Annotated in this window: 17 protein-coding genes; 10 read left to right on the top strand and 7 right to left on the bottom strand. The window is 73.2% G+C overall.

Features of this window, described 5'->3' with window-relative positions; genetic code table 11:
- The first annotated feature begins 49 nt into the window (after nucleotides 1–49).
- Nucleotides 50–952, top strand: coding sequence for an EamA family transporter (locus GCE86_RS27920; RefSeq protein ID WP_154229661.1), 903 nt, complete (start codon nucleotides 50–52; stop codon nucleotides 950–952).
- Here GCE86_RS27920 and GCE86_RS27925 read toward each other — a convergent pair.
- A complete protein-coding gene (locus tag GCE86_RS27925; RefSeq protein ID WP_154229662.1) occupies nucleotides 945–1436 on the bottom strand; it encodes an NUDIX domain-containing protein in 492 nt (163 codons plus the stop codon). The two genes, GCE86_RS27920 and GCE86_RS27925, sit on opposite strands and share 8 nt — an antisense overlap.
- Nucleotides 1437–1521: 85 nt before the next feature.
- Between GCE86_RS27925 and GCE86_RS27930 the strand changes: the two genes are divergently transcribed.
- A complete protein-coding gene (locus tag GCE86_RS27930) occupies nucleotides 1522–3171 on the top strand; it encodes a fatty acid--CoA ligase (protein WP_154229663.1) in 1650 nt (549 codons plus the stop codon).
- Nucleotides 3172–3355: 184 nt separating this feature from the next.
- Here the strand turns inward: GCE86_RS27930 and GCE86_RS27935 are convergent, their stop codons facing one another.
- From GCE86_RS27935 to GCE86_RS27950, 4 genes are all read right to left on the bottom strand, one after another.
- Complete coding sequence (locus GCE86_RS27935; protein WP_154229664.1) at nucleotides 3356–4369, bottom strand: NADPH:quinone reductase; 1014 nt, start codon at nucleotides 4367–4369, stop codon at nucleotides 3356–3358.
- Between the two features lie 109 nt (nucleotides 4370–4478).
- Nucleotides 4479–5132 carry an HAD family hydrolase gene (locus tag GCE86_RS27940; protein WP_154229665.1) on the bottom strand — a complete coding sequence of 218 codons (654 nt, stop codon included), beginning with the start codon at nucleotides 5130–5132 and terminating at the stop codon, nucleotides 4479–4481.
- Nucleotides 5133–5160: 28 nt separating this feature from the next.
- Entirely contained in the window at nucleotides 5161–6018 is an 858-nt protein-coding gene (locus tag GCE86_RS27945) for an SCO6745 family protein (protein ID WP_204341806.1), read from the bottom strand.
- Between the two features lie 139 nt (nucleotides 6019–6157).
- Nucleotides 6158–6895: an FKBP-type peptidyl-prolyl cis-trans isomerase gene (locus GCE86_RS27950; RefSeq protein ID WP_154229667.1), complete on the bottom strand. Its 738-nt coding sequence runs from the start codon at nucleotides 6893–6895 to the stop codon at nucleotides 6158–6160.
- 104 nt (nucleotides 6896–6999) lie between these two features.
- Here GCE86_RS27950 and GCE86_RS27955 point away from each other — a divergent pair, with 104 nt between their 5' ends.
- Complete coding sequence (locus tag GCE86_RS27955; protein WP_154229668.1) at nucleotides 7000–7392, top strand: PPOX class F420-dependent oxidoreductase; 393 nt, start codon at nucleotides 7000–7002, stop codon at nucleotides 7390–7392.
- A gap of 38 nt (nucleotides 7393–7430) precedes the next feature.
- Here the strand turns inward: GCE86_RS27955 and ku are convergent, their stop codons facing one another.
- Nucleotides 7431–8468 carry a non-homologous end joining protein Ku gene (gene ku / locus GCE86_RS27960; RefSeq protein ID WP_154229669.1) on the bottom strand — a complete coding sequence of 346 codons (1038 nt, stop codon included), beginning with the start codon at nucleotides 8466–8468 and terminating at the stop codon, nucleotides 7431–7433.
- Between the two features lie 85 nt (nucleotides 8469–8553).
- On the opposite strand from ku, the gene ligD (GCE86_RS27965) reads away from it, so the two are divergent.
- Genes ligD (GCE86_RS27965) through GCE86_RS27980 form a run of 4 tightly spaced genes read left to right on the top strand, consistent with a single transcriptional unit; the run spans nucleotide 8554 to nucleotide 11836 of the window.
- Nucleotides 8554–9492 (top strand): non-homologous end-joining DNA ligase, encoded by a 939-nt coding sequence (ligD, locus tag GCE86_RS27965; protein ID WP_154229670.1) that lies wholly within the window; start codon nucleotides 8554–8556, stop codon nucleotides 9490–9492.
- The gene (ligD, locus tag GCE86_RS27970) at nucleotides 9482–10396 is read left to right on the top strand and encodes a non-homologous end-joining DNA ligase (protein WP_154229671.1); all 915 of its coding nucleotides are present in this window, start codon (nucleotides 9482–9484) and stop codon (nucleotides 10394–10396) included. Before ligD (GCE86_RS27965) ends, ligD (GCE86_RS27970) begins: the two co-directional genes overlap by 11 nt.
- Before the next feature lie 33 nt (nucleotides 10397–10429).
- A complete protein-coding gene (locus GCE86_RS27975) occupies nucleotides 10430–10948 on the top strand; it encodes a SigE family RNA polymerase sigma factor (RefSeq protein ID WP_154229672.1) in 519 nt (172 codons plus the stop codon).
- Nucleotides 10949–10954: 6 nt separating this feature from the next.
- Nucleotides 10955–11836 carry a hypothetical protein gene (locus GCE86_RS27980; protein ID WP_154229673.1) on the top strand — a complete coding sequence of 294 codons (882 nt, stop codon included), beginning with the start codon at nucleotides 10955–10957 and terminating at the stop codon, nucleotides 11834–11836.
- A gap of 154 nt (nucleotides 11837–11990) precedes the next feature.
- Here GCE86_RS27980 and GCE86_RS27990 read toward each other — a convergent pair whose 3' ends face one another.
- A complete protein-coding gene (locus GCE86_RS27990) occupies nucleotides 11991–12359 on the bottom strand; it encodes a DUF4267 domain-containing protein (RefSeq protein WP_154229674.1) in 369 nt (122 codons plus the stop codon).
- A gap of 87 nt (nucleotides 12360–12446) precedes the next feature.
- Here GCE86_RS27990 and GCE86_RS27995 point away from each other — a divergent pair, with 87 nt between their 5' ends.
- The 3 genes from GCE86_RS27995 to GCE86_RS28005 all read left to right on the top strand — a co-directional run bounded on the left by GCE86_RS27995 (nucleotide 12447) and on the right by GCE86_RS28005 (nucleotide 14945).
- Nucleotides 12447–13025, top strand: a complete 579-nt coding sequence (locus tag GCE86_RS27995; protein ID WP_154229675.1) for a TetR/AcrR family transcriptional regulator — start codon at nucleotides 12447–12449, stop codon at nucleotides 13023–13025.
- A gap of 27 nt (nucleotides 13026–13052) precedes the next feature.
- Nucleotides 13053–13790, top strand: coding sequence for a TIGR03089 family protein (locus GCE86_RS28000; RefSeq protein WP_154229676.1), 738 nt, complete (start codon nucleotides 13053–13055; stop codon nucleotides 13788–13790).
- A gap of 237 nt (nucleotides 13791–14027) precedes the next feature.
- Nucleotides 14028–14945 carry an alpha/beta fold hydrolase gene (locus tag GCE86_RS28005; RefSeq protein ID WP_154229677.1) on the top strand — a complete coding sequence of 306 codons (918 nt, stop codon included), beginning with the start codon at nucleotides 14028–14030 and terminating at the stop codon, nucleotides 14943–14945.
- The last annotated feature ends 4 nt before the right edge of the window (nucleotides 14946–14949 follow it).

Genomic DNA, 14949 nt, shown 5'->3' on the forward strand with positions numbered 1-14949 from the left:
CAGGAACGGCACGTGGACGCGAAGGGTCGGGACCGGCTCTACTGGCCCTATGACCACCGTGACCCCGGCCCGCGCCGGCACCGCCATGGCCGTCGCCTCGATGACCTGCGTCCAGCTCGGGCTGGCCGCCTCGGTGGGGCTCTTCGACCGGGTCGGCCCCGAGGGCGCCGCCTGGCTGCGCCTCGCCTGGGCCGGGGTGCTGCTGGCGGTCGTGGTCCGGCCCCGCCCGTCGGCGTTCACCCGCTCCGCGCTGCGGGCCTGCGTGGCGCTCGGCGTGGTGACGGCCGGCGTCACGATCCTGTTCATGGCTGCCGTGGCCCGGCTGCCCCTGGGTACGGCCAGCGCGCTGGAGTTCCTCGGGCCGCTGGGCGTGGCCGTGGCGCGCGGCCGGGGCGGTGCCAAGCTGTGGCCCGCGCTCGCCGCGGTCGGGGTGCTGCTGCTCACCGAGCCGTGGCACGGCGGCGCGGACCCGGCCGGGGTGGCGTACGCGCTCGGGGCGGGGGCCTGCTGGGCCGCGTACATCCTGCTCACCCAGCGGGTGGGGGACGAGGTCTCGGGCGTGCGCGGCCTGGCGGTCTCCATGCCGGTGGCCGCCGTGGTCGCCACCGTGGTGGTCGGTCCGTCGGTGCTCGGCGACCTGACCTGGCCGGTGCTCCTGGCCGGCCTGGGGCTGGCCGTGCTGCTGCCCGTCGTCCCGTTCGTGCTGGAACTGCTGGCACTGCGCCGGCTCACCACCGCCGCGTTCGGCACGCTCATGAGCCTGGAGCCCGCGATCGCCCTGGTCGTCGGCCTGGTGGCGCTGGGTCAGGTGCCCGGCCCCGCCGCGGTGGCCGGCATCGCCTTCGTCGTGGTGGCCGGGATCGGCGCGGAACGGTCCGGCGCCCGGCCGGGTGGGCAGGCCCCCGGAGCGGCCGGTGACGGGCGGCCGGTGGCGGCCGGCGCCGTCACTTGAGGATGAGCCGGTTGGTCTGCTCGAAGACGTCCAGGTCGGCGAGGGTCTCGAGAACGCTGCCGGAGAGCGGGGTGGGCAGCTCCTCCGGGGGGAAGAACCCGGCGTCGGTGGTCTCGTCGGTCATCCGGGCCAGCTCGCCGTCCCACTCCTCGACCCGGAACGCCGTGGTGAAGACCTGGTAGGTGTGGCCGTACATGTTGGTGCTGGTGAAGTCGGGGCCGGTGTAGAGGGCGAACGCGCAGACCCGCAGGGCGCGCAGGCCGGTTTCCTCGCGCACCTCCCGGACGGCGCAGTCGGCGATCGACTCGCCCAGCTCCATGGCGCCGGCCGGGAGCGCCCACTGGCCGTTGTCCGAGCGCCGGATCAGCAGCACCCGGGCCGCGTTGTCCCGCACCACGGCGCGGGCGCCGACGAACATCAGGGTGCGGTCACCGGCCAGGGCCCGGAGCTGCCCCACGTACGAGTCGGCCCACGAGATGCTCACCCGGACAATCTACGCAGCTTCCCTGGTCGGGCTCGGCCGTTCCGGGGGTTCCGTTCGTGTGACCGGCGACACTACGTTGTTACCCATGCGTAGCACGATGATGGACGCCCCCCTCCAGGTCGCCCGGATCCTCGAACACGGCTCCACCGTGCACGGCACGGCCGAGGTCGTCACGTGGACCGGCGCCGAGCCCCGCCGGATGACGTACGCCGAGGTCGGCAGGACGGCCGCCCGGCTGGCCCACGCGCTGCGCGACGAGTGCGGGGTGACCGGCGACGAGCGGGTCGCCACCTTCATGTGGAACAACAACGAGCACCTGGTGGCCTACTTCGCCGTGCCCAGCATGGGCGCGGTGCTGCACACCCTCAACATCCGGCTCTTCCCCGACCAGGTCGCCTACATCGCCAACCACGCCGAGGACCGGGTGGTGCTCGTCGACACCACGCTGATCCCCCTGCTGGCCCGGGTCATCGGTGAGATGACCACGGTGCGGCACGTGGTGGTGGTCGGCGGCGGCGACCCGGCCCCGCTGCTGGCGGCGACCGGCGACCGGATCACCGTCCACCACTGGGACGCCCTGCTGGCCGACTGGCCCGACACCTTCGACTGGCCCGAGGTGGACGAGCGCGACGCCGCCGCCCTCTGCTACACCTCCGGGACCACCGGCAACCCCAAGGGCGTCGCCTACTCGCACCGCTCGATCTACCTGCACTCCCTGCAGGTGTGCATGCCGGAGGGCTTCGGCCTCGGCCCGAAGGACCGCGAGCTGGCCATCGTGCCGATGTTCCACGCTATGTCCTGGGGCCTGCCCTTCGCGGCGTTCCTCTCCGGCGCGTCGCTGATCATGCCGGACCGGTTCCTCCAGGCCGAGCCGATCGCCGCGATGATCGCCGCCGAGCGTCCCACCCTGGCCGGCGCGGTGCCGACCATCTGGACCGACCTGCTGTCCTACCTGGACAGCCACGACGTCGACACCTCCTCGCTGCAGGAGGTGATCGTCGGCGGCTCGGCCTGCCCGCCGTCGCTCATGCACGCCTTCCACGACCGGCACCACATCGAGGTGATCCACGCCTGGGGCATGACCGAGATGTCGCCGCTGGGCTCGGTCTCGCGGCCGCCGGCCGGCGCGACCGGCGAGACGGCGTGGCGCTACCGCTACACCCAGGGCCGGGTGCCGGCCGGGGTCGCCGCCCGCATCGTCGGCCCGCTGGGCGAGCCGCTGCCCGCCGACGGGACGTCCGTGGGCGAGCTGGAGGTCCGCGGGCCGTGGGTGACCGCCCGGTACGTCGGCGACGACATCCCGGACGAGGAGAAGTTCCGGGACGGCTGGCTGCGGACCGGGGACGTCGGCACGTTGTCGCCGGACGGCTACATCACCCTCACCGACCGCGCGAAGGACGTCATCAAGTCGGGCGGGGAGTGGATCTCGTCGGTCGAGCTGGAGAACGCGCTCATGGCGCACCCCGCGGTGCTGGAGGCGTGCGTGGTGGGTGTGCCCGACGAGCGCTGGGACGAGCGGCCGCTCGCCACCGTGGTGGTGCGGGAGGGCGCCTCGGTCACCGCGGAGGAGCTGCGGGAGTTCCTGGCGACGTCCGTGGCGCGCTGGCAGCTGCCCGAGCGCTGGGCGTTCATCGACGCGGTCCCGAAGACCAGCGTCGGCAAGTTCGACAAGAAGGTGGTGCGTTCCCGCTACGCGGAGGGCGACCTGGAGGTGCGGGAACTGACCGCGCCGTAACACTTTCCGGCGTAGCGTCGCCAGCACGGGTAGGACCTGTTCCTCGTGAACATTCCTCCCCAGAGGGCGGCCCCGGCGTTCGCACCGCGCCGGGGCCGCCCGTCCATGCGGGGCGACCCGCAATGTCATTCTCGCGAAACTTGTTCGCCTCTGTCCCGATGATGGCGAAATACGTTTCGCGTTCTCACGTGTCGCTGGTCGTGATGAGCACCTTACCGACCACCGAGTTCTCCACGGCCTCGTGCGCCGCCCGGGCCGCCTTCAGCGTGTGGTGGTGCAGCGGCAGGCCGGCCTCGTCGCCCACCCGGATGGCGCCCTGCGCCACCGCCGCCGCGATGTCGGTCACGGCCTGCGCCTTGGCCGCCTTCGGCGCCGTGTAGATCAGCACGAACTGCCAGCGGGCGTTCGGCATCATGAGCGCCCGGATCGGCAGCGTCACCTGCTCGCCGCCGTCGTCCGCGTAGACGCAGACCGCACCCCCGGTGTGCAGCAACTGCACGTCGGCGGCGGCGTTGCGGGCGGCGGAGACCTCGACGATCGTGTGCACCCCGTGGGGCGCGACCTTGCGGACCTCCTCGACCACGTCCTGCTCGCGGTAGTTGATCACGAAGCTGGCCCCGGCCGCCGCGGCGAGCTGCGCCTTCTCCGGGCTGCTCACCGTGGCGATCACGCACGCGTCGGCCCAGCGGGCCAGCTGGATCGCCGCGTTGCCGACCGCGCCCGCCCCGCCCTGCACCAGCACGACGTGGTCGCTCAAGGCGCCGGCGTGCAGCTTGTCCGGCATGAACTCGCCGGCCGTGAGGCAGCGGTGCGCGGTCATGAACGGGATGCCCAGCGCCGCGCCCAGGTCGAACGAGGCCGAGCCGAGGCTCACCGCGTGCCGGACCGGCACCACCGTGTACTCGCTGGCCGTGCCCCACGGCCGCTGCCAGGCCGCCTCCCAGAGCCAGACCCGCTCGCCGATGAGGATCTGGTCGACGCCCTCGCCGACCGCCTCGATCACCCCGGCGCCGTCCTGCCCGGGGATCTGCCAGCCCTGCGGCAGCGGCCAGGCGCGGCGAGCCTTCCAGTCGGTCGGGTTCACGCCGGCCACGGCCATCCGCACCAGCACCTCGCCCGGGCCCGGCTCCGGCACCGGCCGGTCCACCAGCTGGAGCACCGAGGCGTCCCCGTTGCTCTCGTACACGATCGCCTTCATCGCCGTCCCCTCCGCCGTCCTGCGGGCTGCGCTACCCGGACGCCCCGCGATCATTCCGATCGGGCGCACCCCGGAAACCGTACAACCGGGCGGTCCGCGGACATCAGCCTCAGCCGAGCCGCTCCACCACCTCCGGGGTGAGCGCGTCGATCGAGGGCAGCAGTGCGGCCGTCAGGGCCACCGCGTCCGGATCCAGCGGGTACGAGCCGTGGGGGACGGCCACCACCCGGCAGCCCGCCGCGGCCGCCGAGCGGACCCCGTTCGAGGAGTCCTCCACGGCCACGCACCGGGCCGGGTCCACGCCGAGCCGCGCCGCCACCGCGAGCCACACGTCCGGCGCGGGCTTGCCCCGGACGGTCTCCTCGGTCGACAGGGTCGCGCCGAACACGTCGGTCAGGCCCGTCGCGTCCAGCGCCGCCGCGATCAGCCGGGTGGGCGAGGAGCTGGCCAGCCCCAGCGGCCACCGCGCGGCCGTGCGGCGCACGACCGCGTCCGCGTCGTCGATCAGGGGTACGCGCTGCGCGTACCGCCGGGTCATCTCCGCCACGACCTCGGTGGCGACCTGCTCGGGGGTGCGGTCGACGCCCAGCTCGCCGCTGAGGTACGCGGCCCACTCGCCGGTGCTCATCCCCATGAGCCGGCGCTGGGTGTCCGGCTGCCAGGTGCCCCCGTGCTCGGCCACGTACGCCCGCCGGACCTCCTCCCAGACCGGTTCGGAGTCCACGATCACGCCGTCCAGGTCGAAGAGCACCGCGTCCACCACGTACCCCATCCTGCCGGAACGGGGGCGCTCAGCGGGCCGGAGCCGACGCGTCCCTCGCGGACCCGCGCTGCGCGGGCAGGCCGATCGGGGCCTTCGGCGGGATGATCGTGCGGCACCGGGTGGCGATGGGTTCGAGCAGTTCGCGCAGCCGCGCGGTGCGCTCCGCGCCGAGCGCCCGCCACGGCCCGAGGGCGGCCCGGTCGGTGGCCTCCTCGACGGCCCGGAAGGTCTCGGTGCCGTGCCCGGTCGGCTCCCGGCCGGCGGTCAGCCAGCCCGCCTCGACCAGCCGCTCCTCGGCCGCGGCCCACTCCTCGTCGGTCCAGCCCCGGGCCGGCTGGTGGAACTCGCGGGACTGGTCGGCCCGGCACCGCCAGGCCACCACCTCGACGGGCGTCAGGCCGGTCGTGACCAGCGCGGCCACGTGCCCGTCGCCCCGGTGCTCGCGCAGCGTCGTGGCGGCCTGCCAGAGCCGGGCCAGCGGGTATTCGCCCCGGGGCAGGGCGGCGTTGACCGCGCCGAGCACGCGGCCGGCCGTCTCGACCTGCCCGGCCGCCTCCTCCAGCAGGTCGGCGGCCTCGACCAGGTGCGACTCGGGCAGCTCGTAGGTGAACTCGGCGAGGGCCTGCACGGCGCCGGTGAGCCGGGCGCGCAGTGCCTCCTCCGGCGTGGCCAGCCGCCACACCGAGGGCAGCGCCCGGGCCACCATCGACGGCGCGAAGCTGAAGAAGGCGGCCACCACGGTCGGCGCGGCGACCGCTCCGAGCGGGGCGGCCCGGCCGGCGAAGTAGCCCCGCCAGTAGCCGCGCAACCCGACCGCCTCGTACGCCGAGCGGGCCCGGGGGTGGAAGTAGGTCACCGCGTGGACCGGCTCGAAATGTGTCCACATCAGCCGGGCCAGGCCGGTGTCGTCCAGCGCCGCCACGTGCACCTCCGGGTCGGTGGGCAGGTCGCCGCGGGCGGGTGGACCGCCCACGGTGACCATGAACCTACTGCCGCTGGGTGACCGGACGGAAGCCTGCTGTGAGCTACTGCGCGGCGAGCACGTCAACGACGAAGCGCAGCGGCCCGGCCGGACGGCCGCCCGCGGCGTCGTTGCCGTACGCCAGGTCCGCCGGGATGTCCAGCTGCACCCGGCTGCCGACCGGCACGCCCACGAGGCCCTGGTCCCAGCCCGGGATGACCTGGCCGACGCCGATCGGGAAGGTGGCCGGCTGGCCGCTGTTCCAGGAGGCGTCGAACTCCTTGCCGTCCTTGTAGAACACGCCCACGTAGTTGGTGGTGATCTGCTGGCCGGCCTTGACCGCCGCGCCCTTGCCCTTGACCAGCGTGGTCACGGTCAGCTTCTTGAGCTCGCCCTTGCCTGCCGCGACGGCCGGCTTGGTCTTCAGCGCCGGGTCGAGGTCGGCGGGGAGCTGCGGGGCGGCCGGCGCGGTGGGCTCGGCGGCCGGAGCGCTCGCGCTGGCCGAGGCGGCGGTGCTCGCCGGCTTGTCGTCGTCACCGCTGTTCTTCCAGACGATGCCGCCGATCACGAGCGCCACGGCGAGCACGCCTGCGGCGGCGCCGAGGATCGACTGCCGGCGGCGCCTCGCCTCGGCGGCCTTCTTCGCCGCCAGCTGGGCGGCCAGCCGCCGCTCCGCCTTGGTGCCCGGGCTCTGGCCCGCCGACCGGTTCTCCACGCGCTCGCTCACGTCGACTCCCTGCTGGGTGGGGTGGGTGCCCCCGGCGGGCCGCCGCCGAGGCCAGCGCACACGGTACCCGCCCATGCGCCCGCGGTGCTCCCTCGGCCGGTCTCGATCCCGACAGGGCGCCCCCGGCGGGCGGGACGGAACATCGGTGACGACCGGGTCCGGGAGGTAGGTTCTCGACCATGGCGATCCTCACCGAAGAAGACCTGGCCCTGCTCGCCGAGCCGCAGCTCGCCCACGTGGCGACCATCGAGGCCGACGGCACCCCGCACGTCACCCCGGTGTGGGTGGACACCGACGGCGAGCACATCGTGTTCAACACGGCCAAGGGCCGGCAGAAGTACGTGAACATCGCCCGCAACCCGACGGTCGCGGTCTCGGTGGTGGACAAGGCGGACGACTTCCGCACCCTGTGGGTCAAGGGCACCGCCGAGCTGGTCACCGAGGGCGCGGACGAGCACATCGACCGGATGGCCCAGAAGTACCTGGGCCAGGACACCTACCCGTTCCGCCGCCCCGGCGAGGAGCGGGTGATCGTCCGGATCACCCCGACCGAGCGGCTCGGCCGGGGCTGACCCTCGTCCGTCGAGGGGCCGGGACCGGCCCCTCGACGTCAGGCGGTCTTGCGCGGGGCGGCCTTCTTCTCGGCGGCCTTCTTGGCGGGCGCCTTCTTCGCCGGGGTCTTCTTGGCGGCGGCCTTCTTGGCGGGCTCGGCCTTCTTCTCCGCCGCCCTCTTGGCGGGCGCCTTCTTCGCGGGCGCCTTCTTCTCGGCCGCCTTCTTGGCCGGGGCCTTCGTGGCCTTGGCCGCCTTCTGGGCCGAGCGCGCCGCCGAGATCGGGGTCGGCTCGCCCGCCCCGCCCTCCGGCGCCTCGCCCCGGGCCGCCCGGGCCCGCTCGACCGACGCCTTCAGGGCGGCCATCAGGTCCACGGCGGCGGCCGGCGCGGCCTCTTCCTCCTCCGGCTGGACCACCTCGCGGCCCTCGATCTTGGCGTCGATGACCTCCTGCAACGCCGCCCGGTAGTCGTCGGTGAAGGCGTCCGGCTCGAACTCCCCGGCCATCGAGTCGATCAGCGAGCTGGCCATGGCCAGCTCCGGCGGGCGTACCTTCAGGTCCTCGTCGAGGAAGCCGAAGTCCGGCTGGCGGATCTCGTCAGGCCACAGCATGGTGTTGAGCAGCAGCACGCCCTCGCGGACCCGCAGGGTGGCGAGCTGCTCCCGCTGGCGCAGCGCCACCTTCACGATCGCCACCCGCTCCGAGTCGGACAGGGCATCGCGCAGCAGCACGTACGGCTTGGTGGCCGAGCCCTCCGGCTCCAGGAAGTACGCCTTGTTGTAGAGGATCGGGTCGACCTGCTCGGCCGGCACGAACTCCAGCACGTCGATGGCGTGCGAGGTGGTCAGCGGCAGCTCGGCGAAGTCCTCGTCGGTGAGGATGACCATCTCGCCGCCGCCGATGTCGTAGCCCTTGGCGATGTCGTCGTAGGTCACCTCCTCGCCGCAGACCGAGCAGGTGCGCTTGTAGCGGATGCGGCCGCCGTCCTCGCGGTGCACCTGATGGAAGCGGATGTCCTTCTCCTCGGTGGCGGAGTAGACCTTCACCCCGATCGACACCAGGCCGAACGACACCGCTCCCTTCCAGATCGCCCGCATGACGCGCTCCTCTCCCCGGTTCTGACCAGAATCGCAAATGATCGAACGGGACGCACCCTCTTCCGTGCTCAACTAGAGTCAGAAGGTGCCCGGCGCGCCGTTGAAGCCGATGCTCGCGATGACCGGGCAGCTCCCGGCCGGTGACGGCTGGGCGTACGAGTTCAAGTGGGACGGGGTCCGCGCGCTCGCCGACATCAGCCGCGGCCACCAGCATCTGTACGCCCGCTCCGGCGTCGAGATCACCACCGCGTACCCCGAACTGATCCCCCTGGCCGAGCAGGTCGACGACGCGCTGCTCGACGGCGAGGTCGTGCTCTTCACCGACGGCCAGCCCTCGTTCACCGCCCTGGCCGAGCGGATGCACGTCCGCAACGCGGTCAAGGCCGCCCGGCTCGCGGCGGCCGCCCCCGTCACGTACATGATCTTCGATGTCCTGCGGCTCCGCGGCGCGGACCTGACCGGCCGGCCCTACCGGGAGCGGCGCGCCGCGCTGGAGTCCCTGGGGCTCGGCGCCGCCCGCTGGGCGGTGCCGCCGGTGTTCGCCGACGGCCCGGCCACCTACGCGGCGGCCGGCGAGCACGGCCTGGAGGGGGTGATGGCCAAGCGGGTCGAGTCGGCCTACCGGCCCGGGGTGCGCTCGCCGGACTGGGTGAAGGTCAAGCTGGAGGTGACCGGCGACTTCGTGGTCGGCGGCTGGCGGCCGGGCGCGCGGAAGATCGGCGGCCTGCTGGTGGGGGTGCCCCGGCCGGACGGGCGGCTCACCTTCCGGGGCCGGGTGGGCGGCGGGATCGGCGCGGCGATCGAGCGTGAGCTGCTGCGCGAGCTGGAGCCGCTGCGCACCGCCGGGTCGCCGTTCGCCGGGGATGTGCCCCGCGAGGATGCACGCGGCGCGATCTGGGTAACTCCCGAGGTCGTGGTGGAGGTCAAGTACGGCCAGCGGACGCCGGACGGCCGGCTGCGCTTCCCCCGGATCCTGCGCCTGCGCCCGGACAAGCCTGCCGAGGAGGTCGACGATGCCAGCTGACCGCTTGAAGGTGGACGTGGAGGGTCGCGCGCTGGAGCTGTCCAACCTGGACAAGGTGCTCTACCCGAAGGCCGGCTTCACCAAGGGCGAGGTGATCGACTACTACACGCGGATCGCCCCGGTGCTGCTGCCGCATCTTCAGGACCGGCCGCTGACCCGGATCCGCTTCCCCAACGGTGTCGACGGCGGCTCGTTCTTCGAGAAGAACGCGCCCGCCGCGACCCCGGCCTGGGTACGCACCGAGAACCTGCCCGCCCCCGGGTCGAGCAAGGGGCGGGAGACCATCGACTACGTGGTGGCCGACGACCTGCCCACCCTGGTCTGGCTGGCCAACCTCGCCGCGCTGGAGCTGCACACGCCGCAGTGGAAGGTCGGCGAGCACCCGGACATGATGGTGGTCGACCTGGACCCGGGCGCCCCGGCGGCGCTGCGGCAGTGCTGCCAGGTGGCCCTGCTCATGCGGGACCGGCTGGCCGAGGACGGCATCGACTCGCACCCGAAGACCTCGGGAAAGAAGGGCATGCAGCTCTGCTGCCCGATCGCCGGCACGCAGGACGCCGACGACGTGTCGGCCTACGCCAGGCGGATCGCGCAGGAGCTGGAGAAGGCGCAGCCCAAGCAGATCGTCTCGAAGATGGCGAAGAACCTGCGCCCGGGCAAGGTCTTCATCGACTGGAGCCAGAACAACGCGGCCAAGACCACGGTGGCGCCGTACTCGCTGCGGGCCCAGGAGGTGCCCTCGGTGTCCACCCCGCTGACCTGGGACGAGGTCGAGGCGGGCGCGGCCGGCAAGCGGCCGTCGACGAAGCCGTACACGGCCACCGAGGTGCTCAAGCGGGTGGAGAAGCAGGGCGACCTGCTGGCCCCGCTGCTCGACGGTGGCCCGGAACTGCCGCTGCGCTGACAACCTTCTGGGACGTGGCCACGTGTTAGGGGCGTGACCGACCAAACGCAACCCCGGTCCGCGGCGGACCGGTCGTACGTCGCCTTCGTCGAGGTGGCCTGGCAGCGACATATCCGGCTGGCCATGCTGCTGACCGGCGACCGGTGGCGGGCCGAGGAACTGCTCCAGGACAGCCTGGTCAAGGTGTACGAGCGGTGGCGGCGGCTGTCCCGGCTCGACGACCCGCACGCCTACTTGCGCCGCGCCCTGGTCAACAACCACACGTCCGGCTGGCGGCGACGCCGCCGGGAGAGCCTCGTCGCGGACGTCCCCGACCGCGCCGCCCCGGCCGGTGACGTCGGCCCCGACGCCGTCGTGCTGCGCCGGGCGCTCACGTCGCTACCCGCGAAGCAACGGGCCGTGGTGGTGCTCCGCCACTACGAGGACCTGACCGAACGCGAGGTCGCCCGGCTGCTCGGTTGCACGGTGGGCACCGTCAAGAGCCAGAACGCCCGGGCGCTGGACAAGCTCCGCCACTTCCTCGACGAACCCTCCCACTCGACAAGCAGGTGATCAGTCATGAACACGCTCGATGAGCGGCTCGCCAACCGGTTGCACGACATCGTCGACGGCGAGCCGGGCTCCGTACCCCCGGTGGGTGCGCTGCTGGAACGCGGCCGGCGGGCCCGCCGCCGCCGGACGACCGCGCTGGCCGGTGCGACATGTGCGCTGCTGGCGCTGGGCGTCGCGACCGCGGCGACCGTGGCGACGACGCCGGCGCCGCGGCGCCCCGGCGTCACCGCCCAGGCGTCGCCGCCGGCCTCGCCGGCGATCCGGCTGGTCTCGGCCGCCGCCGCCAGCGAGAACATCAGTTACCGGATGCGGCTGACCAACTCGGGGCCGCAGGGACTCACGTACGAGGGCGCGTTCGACCCGAGGACGGCCACCGGTTATGTGCACGTCGCTCAGGACGACTCCGTCATGACCGAGCTGCTGATCAACGGCACCCGGTACGAGGGCGGGGAGCGACCCCGGGGCAAGGTGCCGGCCGACAAGACGGGCCCCGGCGAGACGTACGGCCGGTACGGCCAGTACCCGGGCCGGTATGACCGGCTGTCCCTCTACGGCGACGGGAACACCGTCCTGGGCGCCGCGTCGCCCGACCCGGCGGCCCTGTTCACGGCGCTCAAGAGCGCGAATGCGACGATCTCGGAGAACCCCGACGGGACGCTGCACTTCGAGTACGCGACGTCGGACAAGGTCGGGTCGACCACCACGGCCGGTGACGTCACGCTCGACGGTGACGGCCGGATCGCGACGGTGGCCCTTACCGGCACCTGGCAGTCGACGGCGAAGGGCCGGCTCGACACGGGCACGTTCAGCTCGACGCTCGAACTCTTCGACTACGGCGTCACGGTGACGGTGAAGCGCCCGGCCGACGTCGTCAAGGTCAAGCAGTAGCCGGTCTCTCCACCGGCGACGAGCTGCCCGCGACCCGAACGGTCGCGGGCAGCCCTGTTCTGCGGGTCACCGGCGGGCGTCCCAAGCGGTGTTGCTCCGGAAGTACATGTCGTAGAGCTCCTGCACCTCCAGCAGGCTCTCCGGCGGGTGTGGCTCAGAGGGCGAACAGCAGGACGGCGTTGAGCAGGACCACCACGGCGGTGGCGAAGTGGACGCCGAAGGCGACGGCCTTCCGGCCGTGACGCAGCACGATGAGGGTGTCTCCCAACGGGTTGATCGCGACGATCAGCATGTACCAGGCGACCGCCTCGGCGCTGGTGAAGGCGATCAGGGCGAGGCCCAGCAGGCCGTAGCTGAGGTCCCGCAGGCCCTTGATCGTGAGGTAGGCGGGGTCCTCGTCCGGCTTGACCGGCACGCCGTAGCCGGCGGCCGAGGCCCGCGGCGCCAGGAGGAACCGGGCGCCGATGAGGACGCAGAAGAGGCTGAGGACGACGGCGAGCCCGTAGGCGATGGCGCTGAGCATGTCTGGCTCCGATTGCTAGCAGTGCTAGGGGTGAGAGCGACGCTAGCAGAGCATCGGCAGATTGGCTAGCGGTGCTAGAGTTCCGGCATGTCGATTCAGGCGCGGCGCGAACGGGAGCGGGCGGAACGGGAACGGGCGATCATCGCCGCGGCCCGGGAACTGGCCGAGTCGGAGGGCTGGGACGCGGTCACCACCCGTCGGCTGGCCGCCGAGATCGAGTACAGCCAGCCCGTCCTCTACAGCCACTTCAAGGGCAAGGACGCGATCATGGCCGCGGTCGCCGTGGAAGGCTCGGCCGATCTGGCCGCCGAGGTCGCCGCCGCCCGGGCCGCCGCGACCGACCCGCGGCAGGCCGTGGCCGGCATCGCCACGGCGTACGCCGACTTCGCCGAACGCCGGCCGGCCCTCTACGACGCGATCTTCAACCTCCCCGTCGCCCTGTCCTTCGCCAGCCAGGACACGCCGGTCGAGCTGGCCCGGGCCTTCGCCGAGCTGGCCGAGACCCTGCGCCCGTTCGCCGGTGACGACGACCTGGAGACGTTCACCGAGAGCTTCTGGAGCGGGCTGCACGGCCTGGTCACGCTGATGCGCAACGGCCGGCTCCGACGGGAGGAACACGAGCGGCGGCTGGCCATCCTGGTCGACCGGTTCACCCGGCTAGGGTGAGCTGACCGCCAGGGAGGAGTGCACCCGATGGCCGACCCCGCACCCGTCGCCGTCGCGACCGGCGAGCCGCTGCTCAGCTACCTCGACGGCGCCACCGGCGAGCGCACCGACCTCACAGCCCAGCAGTTGGGCGCATGGGCGGCCCGCAGCGCCGGGCTGCTCCGGGACGGCTGCGGGCTGCGCCGCGGCGACCGGGTCGCCGTGCTGCTGCCACCGCACTGGCGCACCGCGGCCGTGCTCATCGGGGCCTGGTCGGTCGGCCTGGCGGTCTCGTTCCGGCCCCGGGCCCTGGCCGGGCTGCCGGTCCTCGAACCCGGCGCCGACCGGCCGTACGACGCGGTGTTCGTCACCCCGGAACGCCTCGACGACTGGCTGGAGGACGTGCCCGAGGGGACGCACCGCTACCTCGTCGGCACCGGCCCCGGCCCGCTGTCCTCGGTGCCCCTCGGGTGGTTGGACTGGTCCACCGAGGTGCTGCGCCACCCCGAGATCTCGCCCGGCCTGGGCGCTCTCCGCCCGTCCGATCCGGCCAGCCCCGACGGCACCAGCTACGGCGAGTGGGGTGCGGTGGCCCGGGAGTACGCCAAACAGCTCGACCTGCGGGCCGGCGACCGGCTGCTGGTCGACGCGGCCGAGCACGAGCAGCCGCTGAAGTGGCTGCTCGCCCCGCTCGCGGCCGGGGCGTCCGTGGTGCTGTGCGCCAACCTCGACCCAGCCGACCGGGACGCCCGCGCCGCCGCGGAGCAGGCCACCCGGGTGCTGTGAGCCGCGCCCGCTGGTGCAGGGGTCGCGGTTGGCTGGAGCCGCCAGGTCGCCGAGGTGGCGGGGTCGCGGGTCGGCTGATGGCGCCACTTCGCCGAGCTGGTGTTCCACGTCGGCATGAGGGCGGCGGATCCTAGCCGGGCCGGCGTCGCGCGGAACGCCTTCACCGGAACGCCGCCAGTGCCCCTCATCCGGTTCTAGCGTGCAAGCGTCGGTGAGGCGAGCCCGAGGAGCGGCCGGATGAACGCCAGCGGACCAGCAGCGTCGTTCACGGACCTGCGGCAGGTCGACGCCGGTGTCCTGAACGTCGGATACGTCGACGCCGGGCCGCCGGACGGGCCGGTCGTGCTCCTGCTGCACGGGTGGCCGTACGACATCCACAGCTTCGCCGAGGTCGTACCCCGGTTGACGGCCGCCGGTCACCGGGTGCTCGTGCCGCACCTGCGCGGATACGGCACGACGCGGTTCCGGGCGGACGACACCATGCGCAACGGCCAGCCGGCGGCCCTGGCCCTCGACGCCGTCGCGTTCCTGGACGCCCTCGGGGTGCCGAAGGCGACCCTGGCCGGGTTCGACTGGGGTGCCCGCACGGCCGACATCATCGCGGCGCTGTGGCCGGAGCGCTGCCAGGGCCTCGTCTCGGTGAGCGGCTACCTGATCGCCAGCCAGGAATCGGGGCGCACACCGCTGCCGCCGCCGGCCGAACTCGCCTGGTGGTACCAGTTCTACTTCGCCACCGACCGGGGCCGGGACGGGTACGCGAAGAACCTCGACGCCTTCGCCAGGCTGATCTGGCGGACGGCCTCCCCGAAGTGGGCCTTCGACGACGAGACGTTCAACCGGAGCGTCGCCTCGCTGCACAACCCCGACCACGTCGACGTCGTGATCCACAACTACCGCTGGCGCCTCGGCCTCGCCCCCGGCGAGCCGCAGTACGACGAGGTCGAGCAGAAGCTGGCCGCGAACCCGAGCATCGGGGTGCCCACCATCACCCTCGAAGGGGACGCCAACGGCGCACCCCATCTCGACCCGAAGGTGTACGGCGGGCGGTTCTCCGGCCGGTACGAACACCGGACCGTAAGTGGCGGCGTCGGGCACAACCTGCCGCAGGAGGCACCGGAGGCGTTCGCCGACGCGGTGCTCCAGGTGGCGACCTGACCCC

This window comes from Micromonospora terminaliae (assembly GCF_009671205.1).
Lineage (GTDB): Bacteria > Actinomycetota > Actinomycetes > Mycobacteriales > Micromonosporaceae > Micromonospora > Micromonospora terminaliae.

What these genes read in the sequence shown, in the direction of transcription:
- GCE86_RS27920 (WP_154229661.1), top strand. Translation starts at nt 50, where the DNA reads ATGACCACCGTGACCCCGGCCCGCGCCGGCACCGCCATGGCCGTCGCC.
- GCE86_RS27930 (WP_154229663.1), top strand. Translation starts at nt 1,522, where the DNA reads ATGCGTAGCACGATGATGGACGCCCCCCTCCAGGTCGCCCGGATCCTC.
- GCE86_RS27935 (WP_154229664.1), bottom strand. Translation starts at nt 4,369, where the DNA reads ATGAAGGCGATCGTGTACGAGAGCAACGGGGACGCCTCGGTGCTCCAG.
- GCE86_RS27945 (WP_204341806.1), bottom strand. Translation starts at nt 6,018, where the DNA reads ATGTGGACACATTTCGAGCCGGTCCACGCGGTGACCTACTTCCACCCC.
- GCE86_RS27950 (WP_154229667.1), bottom strand. Translation starts at nt 6,895, where the DNA reads ATGGGCGGGTACCGTGTGCGCTGGCCTCGGCGGCGGCCCGCCGGGGGC.
- GCE86_RS27955 (WP_154229668.1), top strand. Translation starts at nt 7,000, where the DNA reads ATGGCGATCCTCACCGAAGAAGACCTGGCCCTGCTCGCCGAGCCGCAG.
- ku (WP_154229669.1), bottom strand. Translation starts at nt 8,468, where the DNA reads ATGCGGGCGATCTGGAAGGGAGCGGTGTCGTTCGGCCTGGTGTCGATC.
- ligD (WP_154229671.1), top strand. Translation starts at nt 9,482, where the DNA reads ATGCCAGCTGACCGCTTGAAGGTGGACGTGGAGGGTCGCGCGCTGGAG.
- GCE86_RS27980 (WP_154229673.1), top strand. Translation starts at nt 10,955, where the DNA reads ATGAACACGCTCGATGAGCGGCTCGCCAACCGGTTGCACGACATCGTC.
- GCE86_RS27990 (WP_154229674.1), bottom strand. Translation starts at nt 12,359, where the DNA reads ATGCTCAGCGCCATCGCCTACGGGCTCGCCGTCGTCCTCAGCCTCTTC.
- GCE86_RS27995 (WP_154229675.1), top strand. Translation starts at nt 12,447, where the DNA reads ATGTCGATTCAGGCGCGGCGCGAACGGGAGCGGGCGGAACGGGAACGG.
- GCE86_RS28000 (WP_154229676.1), top strand. Translation starts at nt 13,053, where the DNA reads ATGGCCGACCCCGCACCCGTCGCCGTCGCGACCGGCGAGCCGCTGCTC.
- GCE86_RS28005 (WP_154229677.1), top strand. Translation starts at nt 14,028, where the DNA reads ATGAACGCCAGCGGACCAGCAGCGTCGTTCACGGACCTGCGGCAGGTC.